The organism is Paraburkholderia sp. XV (assembly GCF_020177535.1).
GTDB lineage: Bacteria > Pseudomonadota > Gammaproteobacteria > Burkholderiales > Burkholderiaceae > Paraburkholderia > Paraburkholderia caribensis.
In genome coordinates this window covers 1-10,308 of record NZ_JAGUUD010000187.1, presented here as the reverse complement: position 1 = coordinate 10,308, position 10,308 = coordinate 1, and the positions used below count along the sequence as shown (strand labels likewise).

10 protein-coding genes are annotated in these 10,308 nt (G+C 61.3%); 3 read left to right on the top strand and 7 right to left on the bottom strand.

Annotated elements, in window-relative coordinates; genetic code table 11:
• Positions 1-621, top strand: a 621-nt coding sequence (locus KFO72_RS39985; RefSeq protein WP_225034396.1) for a DUF3331 domain-containing protein, incomplete at its 5' end; no start/stop codon positions are given.
• A gap of 276 nt (positions 622-897) precedes the next feature.
• Complete coding sequence (locus KFO72_RS39980; RefSeq protein WP_225034395.1) at positions 898-2,403, top strand: sensor domain-containing diguanylate cyclase; 1,506 nt, start codon at positions 898-900, stop codon at positions 2,401-2,403.
• A 49-nt stretch (positions 2,404-2,452) separates the two neighbouring features.
• On the opposite strand, the gene KFO72_RS39975 is transcribed toward KFO72_RS39980, so the two are convergent.
• The 5 genes from KFO72_RS39975 to KFO72_RS39955 all read right to left on the bottom strand — a co-directional run bounded on the left by KFO72_RS39975 (position 2,453) and on the right by KFO72_RS39955 (position 8,426).
• Positions 2,453-3,616, bottom strand: coding sequence for a mannitol dehydrogenase family protein (locus tag KFO72_RS39975; RefSeq protein WP_225034393.1), 1,164 nt, complete (start codon positions 3,614-3,616; stop codon positions 2,453-2,455).
• Between the two features lie 31 nt (positions 3,617-3,647).
• Complete coding sequence (locus tag KFO72_RS39970) at positions 3,648-4,658, bottom strand: zinc-binding alcohol dehydrogenase family protein (RefSeq protein ID WP_062917101.1); 1,011 nt, start codon at positions 4,656-4,658, stop codon at positions 3,648-3,650.
• 185 nt (positions 4,659-4,843) lie between these two features.
• On the bottom strand, positions 4,844-5,791 hold the full coding sequence (locus KFO72_RS39965; RefSeq protein WP_054933618.1) for an ABC transporter substrate-binding protein: 948 nt from the start codon (positions 5,789-5,791) through the stop codon (positions 4,844-4,846).
• Between the two features lie 57 nt (positions 5,792-5,848).
• Positions 5,849-6,880, bottom strand: a complete 1,032-nt coding sequence (locus KFO72_RS39960; RefSeq protein WP_054933619.1) for an ABC transporter permease — start codon at positions 6,878-6,880, stop codon at positions 5,849-5,851.
• Positions 6,873-8,426 carry a sugar ABC transporter ATP-binding protein gene (locus tag KFO72_RS39955; protein ID WP_225034391.1) on the bottom strand — a complete coding sequence of 518 codons (1,554 nt, stop codon included), beginning with the start codon at positions 8,424-8,426 and terminating at the stop codon, positions 6,873-6,875. The genes KFO72_RS39960 and KFO72_RS39955 overlap by 8 nt, the downstream gene beginning before the upstream one ends.
• A 210-nt stretch (positions 8,427-8,636) precedes the next feature.
• Here KFO72_RS39955 and KFO72_RS39950 point away from each other — a divergent pair, with 210 nt between their 5' ends.
• The gene (locus KFO72_RS39950; RefSeq protein WP_054933621.1) at positions 8,637-9,338 is read left to right on the top strand and encodes a FadR/GntR family transcriptional regulator; all 702 of its coding nucleotides are present in this window, start codon (positions 8,637-8,639) and stop codon (positions 9,336-9,338) included.
• Between the two features lie 219 nt (positions 9,339-9,557).
• Here the strand turns inward: KFO72_RS39950 and KFO72_RS39945 are convergent, their stop codons facing one another.
• Together KFO72_RS39945 and KFO72_RS39940 are read right to left on the bottom strand one after the other, a co-directional pair.
• Entirely contained in the window at positions 9,558-9,794 is a 237-nt protein-coding gene (locus KFO72_RS39945; RefSeq protein ID WP_060605286.1) for a hypothetical protein, read from the bottom strand.
• 92 nt (positions 9,795-9,886) lie between these two features.
• Positions 9,887-10,111, bottom strand: coding sequence for a hypothetical protein (locus KFO72_RS39940; protein WP_054933628.1), 225 nt, complete (start codon positions 10,109-10,111; stop codon positions 9,887-9,889).
• Positions 10,112-10,308 lie beyond the last annotated feature (197 nt).

Below are 10,308 nucleotides of genomic sequence, written 5' to 3'. Positions count from 1 at the left end.
GTTCGTCAATCAAAAGTGCAGTGCCGGAGAGACTCAGGCCGCCCGGATGTACAAAGGATGATCGCGTCAACAGAACCCTCGACATTGATCAGCTGGGACTCCCGCGCTGTTTGCCAACACGTTATCAACCACCGGCAGTTTTATCGAATGAAAATGCCAACGTCTAAAGCGGCATTACCGTCGGACGACGGCCAGATTATCGAGCGGGCGCTGCTAAGTTTGCTTTGTCCGACGCCTCTTTTCCTGACTCCGCCAGTGGAAACCTCGTTCAAGGAGAAGATGCGACGGGAACGATTGCCGGCTGCGCGAAAAAATCACCAGGCCGAATGGATCCCGCTGCCAGCCCGGATTGTCGTGCAGGAAATACTATCGGCTCACACGCTCAGTATCTCGTGGAGCGATTCTCAGACGGGACATTACGCAGAGCAGATCTGGCGTCTGGGTCTGGCACGGGATGACGGTTTTTGCGCGCTCTCGGGGCGCCCCATCATGCGTGGCGACGAAGTATTCCGCCCTCGCCGCAGCATGACGCTCGTCCCGGCTAACTGGCGTCGCATGATTCTCGCATCGGATGTGATTGCGACCTTCGCTTCTGCGCCGATCGAGAGGGCCGCCGTCTAACGTGATCCGCGTGACTAGCCGCGTCACCCGCATCGGCACCCGACATTCGAGGCTACGACGGCACCAAAGGCGGCAACGTGCCTGTCAACTGTCTGACAGCGGTCGACAGGCCATTGTCGCCAAAGGCCGTCCAGCGGACAGAGCGGGCTTTGACTGAAAAAACCGCTCAAAGCTCTCAATTTTTCGTTCCGTTTGCCGATACTACTGTCGTTATCCTGCGCAACCATTTCGCACAAGCGTCGACGCGCTAAAAAGCGACACCCCACAAAAAATCACGTGTTCCCAAACTTTGTCAGGCGCGCGGCCGTTATCGCGGGCCGTCGTCCGTGCATCGTGGGCGCGCTCGGCACACTGCTTGCGGCGGCTGTTCTGGGCGTGAGCCTGCTAACACTTGTTGCCGCGCGCGACACAGCGATTCGCCACGCCCACGAGACATCCAGGAACGTTGCCGCGGTATTGTCGAGCAATATCTCCCACACCGTCGAATCCTCGGATCAATCGTTAAGGACGCTTATCGCCGCTCTTGACAAGCCGGCCGTTCAACATATGAACGCGGACGTGCGGCACGAACTGCTGTTCAACCGCACCGCAACTTCGCAATACGTGACGGGCATGGGCGTGACCAACGAACACGGGCAGTTGATGGACGGGTGCTGTTCGAGCACGCATCACTGGGACTTCAGCGACCGCGATTATTTCCTCGTACATCGCCAGTCGGCGAACGCGGGCCTGTATGTTTCCGCCGTGTATCGGGCGCGCTCGCGCGAGGGTGTGGAAGCCTTGGCACTGAGCAGACGGATGAACAACGCCGACGGCTCTTTCAAGGGCGTGGCGCTGGTCGCCATCGACGTGGCGTACTTCGGCCGCCTGCTCGACGGGCTGAACGTCGGACCAGGCGGTGTCACGGCAATCGTTCGGACCGACGGCACACTTGTCGCGAGGAATCCTTATATACGACTGGCAATTGCACCGAACTTCAGTAAATCGCAGACGTTTCCGCGCATGGTGAACCAGGATTCCGGCTTCTATGCGGCGCGTTCGCCGGCCGACGGCGTGCTGAGACTTTACACGTTTCAACGCGTGCCCGGTACGCCGCTGATTGCGGTCGTCGCGCCGGCGCTCAACGACGTGCTCGCCTCATGGAAGACGCTTTCGTGGATCGTAGGCACGTCCGCTTGCGCGATCAGTTTCGCCTTTTGCGCGGTGGTCTGGTTGCTGGCATTTGCGCTGCGCGACCGCGCGCTCGCCGAAGGCCGCCTGACGGAACTCACGCAAACCGACTCGCTCACGGGGCTCAAGAACCGCCGCGCGCTCGACGAGGTGCTGGAAGCAGAATGGGAGAGGCTACAGCGCACGCAGAGTTGCCTCTCCGTTCTCTATATCGATGCCGATCATTTCAAGCAATACAACGACAAACACGGTCACGCGGAAGGCGACAAGGCGTTGAAGCATCTGGCCGGCTGTATTGCGCAACGCGTCCGCCGTCGCAGTGACTGCGCGGCCCGCTATGGTGGCGAGGAATTCGTGGCCGTGTTGCCCGACACCGATGCGGCGAACGCTTTGCGCGTCGCCGAAGGTGTACGCGAGACGTTGGAGGCGTCATGGCGTGAGGCTGGAACGGCCGGGCTTCATCCCTTCACGGTCAGCGTCGGATGCGCAACGGGTCGACGCGGATGCCCGACCACTTTGGACGAACTGACGAAGGCGGCGGACCTTGCGCTTTACGAAGCGAAGCGTGCAGGTCGAAATTGCGTCAGAGCGGCGGCCATCGCGCATGCTTGACGCAACCCGGTCAGTCAGGACGTTGCGCGTTGACAGTCCATTGCGACCATCAGGACGACCGGCTCACTTCTTCGCCGTCCAGCAGCAGATTGTTGGCCACCAGTAATCTGCGCAACCTCGGCTGCGTCAGCGGCGAAGACTGCGAATCGGCCATTTCTACGAGCGGCAGTATCCGGCGCCTGATCTTCTCACGATGATTGGCGGCAATATCGGAAAGACGATGGGCGAGAAAGGGATTCAGAAATCGCTCGCGAACACTATCGATATAAGTCTCAGCTTCGTTTTGCAGCCCCATCGCGCTGAAGACGGGCAGCACCTCGTCATGCCACACCGTCTCGAGCCCGCTGCGCACGCGAGGCGTATTCATCGCCTGCAACACCGTTTCCTGCGACGCGCGATTTTCGCCGAGCCATTGATCGGCAAGCCACGTATGACCGAGATTGAGAAAAAACAGCTTGAGCTGTGCATAACGGCGCAAGTCATCGGTGATCACGATCTGCTCGTGTGCACATGGAAGATCCATCCCCACGCGCCGTTCGATTGCCCACAGCGCATATGGCTCCGCGATCGCGCCGACGGGATCGATCGGCGCGGAAACAATACGGTCGACGAGTGAATTTACCCAGACGCAATGTTCCTGCAAATAGCGGATGAAAAGTTCGGGCAGCGGCCACTGCCGGGCCAAGCCAAGCACGATATCGCGCAAGGCGTCACCGTTTCTGTCGACGAGTTCGCACGGATAAATCGACACACCGTCCTGCGGGCGCTCGCGCCAGCGGGCGTTCAGCAACGTCAACAGTTTCGCGGGAAAACTGTGCGGCACGAGCGCATCGTTCGATAGCAGGTCGGCCGTGTCTCGCTCATCGAGTTGGTAACCCGCATCGCCTGTATTGGATACGATAACGCGTACGTCGTCGATCATTGCGCGACGGATCGCGGCCCAGTCGGTATCGGTTGCCCACGCATTGCGCACAGCGCGACATTCGACCACCCGGTCCACCACGCCTGCGGCTTCGCGACCTCGTATGTGCACGGGGTAGTGATCCGCATGGGACAGCGCGGCAATCCGCGCGCGGCTCGCCGGATTCGCTGTCGTCTGCACGACGCTGACGCCGCCAATCGCGTCGCCGCGTTCCAGCGCCTCCGAGACAAACAGCGCAACATGCGCGAGAAGAAAGCGGCTGGTGCCGAATTGAAGTATCGGTGCGCTCATGAGTTCGATCCTGTTTGCGCAGCGCCTTCGCTCAGCATTCGACCAGTGCTTTCACGACCGTCTGCCCCGGCTCCAGCAGGCGAGGAAATGCTTCGGGCACGTCGGCAAGGCGCATGCGGTGGGTGTTGAGCGCCCGGTCCGGAATCTGGCCGGCGCGCATCGCCTCGAGCACGGTTTCGAAGTCGGCTGCCGTCGCGTTGCGGCTCGCGAGCAAGGTCGTCTCCCGCTTGTGGAACTCCGGGTCCGAAAAGTTGACCTGGCCGGGCACGATCGAAATTAGCGTGTATGTCCCGCCATGCGCGACGAAGCCGAAGCCGCGGTTCATCGCGTCTATGTTGCCGGTTGCGTCGAAAACAACATCGAAAAATTCTCCGTTCGTCAGCGACGACAGTTGCGCGGTGTCGTCGGGTCCGACGGACACGGCGGCGCTTATGTGGAGTTGCGAACTGCAGAACGAGAGCCGGTCGGCGCGTGTATCGAGGCACACGACGTTGCCGCCGCGCAGCTTCGCAAAGATCATGGCCGCCATGCCGATCGGACCCGCGCCCACGACGAGCACCCGCTGCCCGGCCTGCACGTTCGCGCGCCGTACCGCGTGCGCGCCGATGGCGAGGAATTCGAGCATGGCCGCCTGGTCGAGCGAGACGCCTTCTGCCTTGTGGACGAACTGGGCGGGCACGCTCAGATACTCGGTCATCGCACCGTCGCGGTGTACGCCGAGCACCTTGATATTCACGCAACAGTTGGTCTTGCCCTGGCGGCAGGCGACGCATGTTCCGCAAGAAAGATACGGCATCACATAGACGCCGTCGCCGACAGCCAGTCCGGCATCGCCATCCGCTTCGACGACGACGCCCGACAGTTCATGGCCCATTACGCGCGGATATTCGAGGTACGGCTGATTGCCCGTGAAGATGTGGAGATCGGTGCCGCAGATGCCGACGCGGCTCACGCGCAACAACACTTCTCCGGGCTTGCGCTCGGGGACGTCGGACTGGTGTGCGCGAAGCACGCGGGGGGATTCGCAAATCACGCTAAGCATAGGGAGATCCTCATGAGCAGGAAAGAGGCGTGGTGTTCTGCGCGCGACAGACTGCCGCGTGGCAAGTTGCGTTTTGCGATTGCCTTCATGAGCAGGTAGGGAACACCGTTCGATGCGTCGAGCCATCGGCCGGACCCGCAGCGCGCCTTGACGCTGCGGGACGGTCACGATTCAACGTGGTTCTGTCAGTAAAGGACGTTCTTCGCTTGCGGCGAATCGAGGTTCTGTTTGTCGACCATCACGACGCCGGTATCGACGAGCTTCGGCACCGGCTTGTGCTCGATCACGCCGACGACCGTCTCGATGCCCTTGTGTCCCATCTGCCACGAGCCCTGGACAGCAATGGCCTGCACCGTGCCGTCGCGCACGAACCCCTGCAGGTCCTCGTTGCCGTCGAAACCGATCGCGATGAGCTTGCCTGCCTTGCCCGACTGCTTGAGTGCGCGGCCCACGCCGACCGCGGTCGGCTCATTCGCGCCGAAGATGCCTTTCAGGTCGGGATTGGCGGACAGCACGTCGGTGGTCTGGTTCAAGGCCATCGCCATCTGCGATTGCGAGTAATACGGCCCGACGATCTGCAGCTTCGAGTGGCTCTCGATGTATTTCCGGAACCCGCCCACGCGGCTGACTTCCGAACCCGCGCCCGGTACATAGGACATGATCGCGATCTTGCCGGTTTGCCCGACGCGATCGATCAGCGCCTTCGCGCACAGCTCGCCCGCCTTCTCATTGTCGGTCGTCAGGAACGACTGGTAGTAAGGCTTGCCGGAATCGGCAATGGCGGAGTCGATGATCACGACGGGGATATGTGCATTCCAGGCCTGCTTGATCGCGGGCACGAGCGCATCGGGATCGGACGGCGCGAGTACGATGCCCGCGACGTGCCGGTTCACGGCATTCACGACCATGTTGACTTCGTCGGTGATGTCGGACTCTGCAGCGGGCCCCTGGAAGGTCATCGTGTAGCCCTTCGCGTCGGCAAGTGCGGCGTTTGCTCCTTTCTGCACGTTCTGCCAGTAATTCGAATTGACCGTTTTCACGATCACGGCGATCTCGCCGCCCGCCGCAAACACGCCAGTGCTGAACGCCGCGCAGAGGATTGCGGATACTGCCAGCATGGGAAACTTTTTCATGTCTCGCTCCTGTCTTTAGTGGTTGAACTTCTCCTGACTGCCCCCAAGCGCTTGTGCCTATCGCTTGCGGTTACGAAGCTGATCGATCCAGACCGTGCCGAGAATGACCACACCGATGATGATCTGCTGGATGAAGCTCGACACCCCGTTCATGTTGAGGCCGTTGCGCAGCACGCCGATGACGAATGCGCCAATGGCGGTACCCGAAATCGTGCCGACGCCGCCCATCAGCGACGTTCCGCCGATCACCGAGCTGGCGATCGCGTCGAGCTCGTACATCACCCCTTCGTTTGGCTGCCCGGTCACGAGCCGGGACATCAGCACGCAACCGGTCACGCCCGCAAGCGCGCCGGACAGCACGTAGGTGAAGAGCTTTACGCCTTGCACGTTGACGCCCGAAAGCCGTGCGGCCTCCGCATTGGACCCGACCGCATAGATGTGCCGGCCAAGCGACGTCCTCGAAAGCAGAATGGAGACGACGACGAACAGCGCGACCATGATGACGACGGGATACGGTATGCCGGGGAATGTCGTGTCGGGAAAACCGTCTGCGCCGATTCGGGAGATGCGGAACAGCGCGCCATTGCCCAGTTCGCCGAACGCTTCACCGAGATCGGACACCGGACGCGCGCCCGTGATCTGCAGCGCCATCCCGCGCGCGACGAGCATCATGCCGAGTGTTGCGATAAACGGCGGCAGGCCCATCCGCGTGACGCAGATGCCGTTGATGAGGCCGCACAGCGCGCCCACCATCACGCCGGCCAGCATGGCAACCGGTACGGGCGCGCCCGCTTTTGCAAGCAGCGCAGCACAGACGCCGGCGAGCGCGAGCACCGAGCCGACGGAGAGATCGATGCCGCCCGTGATGATGACGCAGGTTGCTGCCACGCCCAGATAGGCGATCGATGTGACCTGCAGCCCCACGGTCATCAGATTGTCGACCGAAAAGAACGCCTGGCTCGTAATCGAAAATGCGATCACGAGTATCACCAGGCTGCCCAATGCCGCAAACTTCTGAATGAGCTCACGCCGCCGCTGTTGCGCGGACCGATCGGCTGCCTGCGAACGATCTGATGTCATTTCAAGCATGAGTTTGCCCCGACGCGTAACGCATGATCTCCTCCTGGCTGGTGTGAGCCGTTTCAAGCACCGCCGCGATGCGGCCTTCGTGAAATACGGCGATCCGATCCGTCATGCCGAGCAGTTCCGGTAGTTCCGAACTGATCAGCACGACGCCTACGCCATCGGCGGCGAGCCGGTCCATCAATCCATAAATGGCGAACTTCGCGCCGACGTCGATACCGCGTGTGGGTTCGTCGAAGAAAAGGATTTTCGAGCCGCGATATAGCCACTTTCCAATCACGACCTTTTGCTGGTTGCCGCCGGACAGGTTGCGTGTGACCTGATTGATGGAAGGCGTGCGGATCGCGAGTTCCTGTACATAACGTGCGGCGATGCGCGCTTCGTCGTTGAAGCGCAAGAATCCAGCACGCGTGGAGATACCGCGGACATTGGCGAGCGTCACATTCGCGGCAACGGGCATGCTGAGGGCGAGGCCCTCTTTCTTGCGATCTTCCGAGAGATAAGCAATGCCGTGGCGAATCGCCTCGCGCGGCGACCGTATCGTGACCGGCTGGCCGTGCAGCCGCATCGTTCCGCTGTCGAGCGGGTCGGCACCGAAAATGGCGCGTGCAACTTCTGTGCGGCCTGCGCCTATCAGGCCGGCGAAGCCAAGAATCTCGCCTTTGCGCAGTTCGAATGAAAGCGGCCCGAACACGGCTTCGCGCTCGAGGCCGTCGACGCTCAGCAGCACCTCATCGGTTGGCACCGACTGGCGCCGCGGATAGGCATCGTCGAGCGAGCGGCCGACCATGCGCGCGACAACGTCGCTTATGGTGATCGCTGCGAAGTCGTCGGTCGAGATATGGCGGCCGTCTCGCAACACCGTTACGCGATCGACAATTTCCGCCATCTCGTCGAGCCGATGCGAAATGTAGAGAATCGCGACGCCTTGAGTTCGCAATTCTTTAATGATGCGAAAGAGGTGGACGGTTTCCGACTCGGTCAGTGACGAAGTCGGCTCGTCCATGATCAGGACCTGCGCGTCGAGCGACAAGGCCTTCGCGATTTCCACCATCTGCTGCTGCGCAATGGAAAGCGCGCCGACCTTGGCGGTGGGCGCGATAGATAAACCGATACGGGCGAGACACGCTTTGGCGTCGGCATTCAGCTTGCGCCTGTCGATGAAGGGGCCGCGCTTGGGTTCACGCGCCAGATAAAGATTTTCCGCAATGGAAAGATCTGGGACGAGATTCAGTTCCTGATGAATGATCGCAATGCCCGCCGCTTGCGCTTCGGATGTCGAGCGGAAATTTACCTGCTCGCCCCGGTAGACGACAGTTCCTCCATCCGGACGGTATTGCCCGCTGATGATTTTCATCAGCGTCGATTTGCCTGCTCCGTTTTCGCCGCAAATGGCATGGACTTCGCCGCAGCACAGATCGAGGTTGATGCCGTCGAGCGCGATGACGCCGGGAAACTGCTTGCGAATGGCCTCCAGACGCAGGATCTCTCCATCCCACGGTTGGGTGTTCGACTTGCCGGCGAGGTCCTGCGGGCTGCAAGGCGCGCTCATCGTGTCTCCTTTTGACGGCCGACCTGGCATTACGCTGGTCAGTCCAGTTGTGATGCATTGAACCGCAATATTGCCGTTTGGTCAAGCCAATATGATAGTGTGCAAATTGACCTTACCAGAGTGGCCGTTTGCAGGGCCGCGCCGGGCGCTGCTAGACTTCGCCACGACGCTGTTTTGCGCGCATATCTGCCTAACGGATGCCGGCTGTTTATGAAATCAATCGAGCCCAAGCGGCTTTACCAATCTGTTGCCGCGGAGATTCTCAAACTGATCCGCGAGGGCGAGTTTCCTGCCGGCGAACGTTTGCCGCCCGAGCGCGAGCTTGCGCTGCGGCTTGGCGTGTCCCGTCCGTCATTGCGTGAAGCGTTGATCGCACTCGAGATTGGTGGCCGCGTCGAAATCCGGATGGGTTCGGGTGTCTACGTGCGCGACACCGGCGCAGACGATGAAAACGTGGTCGGCGCCCTGGGCGACAGTCCATCGGAACTGATGCAGGCACGCGCGGCCATTGAAGGCAGCGTCGCGGCGCTTGCCGCTGCACACATGACGGCCGCCATGGTGGACCGCTTGAGGCGCACTGTGGACCGGATGCGCAGGCTGGCCGCGGCCGGCAAGACACCGGTAGACGCCGACCGTCAGTTCCACATGCTGGTAGCGGAGGCGGCCGGTAACTCGGTGCTTGCGCGCTTCGTGGGCGAACTGTTCGATAGCCGCCACGATCCCATTGCGGCCGCGATGCGTGGTCATACGGAGAGCGCGAAGACGTGGACCGACGCAGTGCGGGAACACGAGGATATCCTGCGAGCGCTGCAGTCGGGCGATCCGATCGCCGCGCAGACCGCGATGCGCGCGCATCTGATGGCTTCGGAAGAGCGTTGGATCGGCGGCGTGCTGAAGCGGGATAGCGACTGAGACGGCGTGTCGCGAGATCTGATGGGGCCGTGTGTCGTGCCGCCATCGGTCAGTTGCTTTTGTTGCGATGTCGGGCGAACTCGAAACAGTAGAGATCAGTTCGAGAAGGCGCCTGCGATTGCGTGGCTTGGGCAATTCACGTCGATTCAAATGGCCGCTTGAGGGCGGAGGAGACAAAGCCGCGGCGCGCAAGGGCTCTTTCGAACCCGCCAACGTTTTTTATTGCAGCAGTCCCTTGAGAAACTGCATTCCGCCGAAATTCTGCAGCGTCGGAATATTGATGTTCATGTCGGTCTGGATGACGGGCGCCACGACGATAGCCGGGCTGGCAAAACCACCGCCGAACGCTGCGTTCACGTTGCCGAAATTGTAGTTGCTGCCGCCGCGCACTGCCGACAGTGCGTCGTTGGACAATGCCTGATGATGCGAAAGATCCGTGATCGTCAGCGAGGCCATGGTCAAGCTCCTGATATGGCGTGTTGCGGGACGGGAGAGGGCGCTCGGCCTGCGCAGTGCGAAGACGCGGCGCGACTCTCCCGTGTGTTGCCTTACTTGACCAGCTGCAGTCCGCCGAAGTTCTGGATCGTCGGGATGATGACCTTCGTGTCGGTCTGCGTGACGGGCGCCACCACGATGGACGGGCTGGCGAAGCCGCCGCCGAATGCGGCATTCGTGTTGTAGGCGTTGTAGTTGCTGCCGCCGCGCACCGAGGCGAGTGCTTCGATGGAGAGGTCTTCGTTATGCGAGAGGTCTTTGATGGTCAGCGAGGTCATGATGAATCTCCTGGATTGGATGCGGTAAGAGGATGACGGGTTTGCGATTTACAGCAGCACGCCTTGCAGGCCGCCGAAGTTCTGGATGGTCGGGATGACGACCTTCGTGTCGGTCTGCGTGACGGGCGCCACTACCACGCCGGGGCTGGCGAAGCCGCCACCGAATGCGGCGTTCACGTTGCCGACGTTGTAGTTGC

What these genes read in the sequence shown, in the direction of transcription:
- KFO72_RS39975 (WP_225034393.1), bottom strand. Translation starts at nt 3,616, where the DNA reads ATGAGCGCACCGATACTTCAATTCGGCACCAGCCGCTTTCTTCTCGCG.
- KFO72_RS39970 (WP_062917101.1), bottom strand. Translation starts at nt 4,658, where the DNA reads ATGCTTAGCGTGATTTGCGAATCCCCCCGCGTGCTTCGCGCACACCAG.
- KFO72_RS39965 (WP_054933618.1), bottom strand. Translation starts at nt 5,791, where the DNA reads ATGAAAAAGTTTCCCATGCTGGCAGTATCCGCAATCCTCTGCGCGGCG.
- KFO72_RS39960 (WP_054933619.1), bottom strand. Translation starts at nt 6,880, where the DNA reads ATGCTTGAAATGACATCAGATCGTTCGCAGGCAGCCGATCGGTCCGCG.
- KFO72_RS39955 (WP_225034391.1), bottom strand. Translation starts at nt 8,426, where the DNA reads ATGAGCGCGCCTTGCAGCCCGCAGGACCTCGCCGGCAAGTCGAACACC.
- KFO72_RS39950 (WP_054933621.1), top strand. Translation starts at nt 8,637, where the DNA reads ATGAAATCAATCGAGCCCAAGCGGCTTTACCAATCTGTTGCCGCGGAG.
- KFO72_RS39945 (WP_060605286.1), bottom strand. Translation starts at nt 9,794, where the DNA reads ATGGCCTCGCTGACGATCACGGATCTTTCGCATCATCAGGCATTGTCC.
- KFO72_RS39940 (WP_054933628.1), bottom strand. Translation starts at nt 10,111, where the DNA reads ATGACCTCGCTGACCATCAAAGACCTCTCGCATAACGAAGACCTCTCC.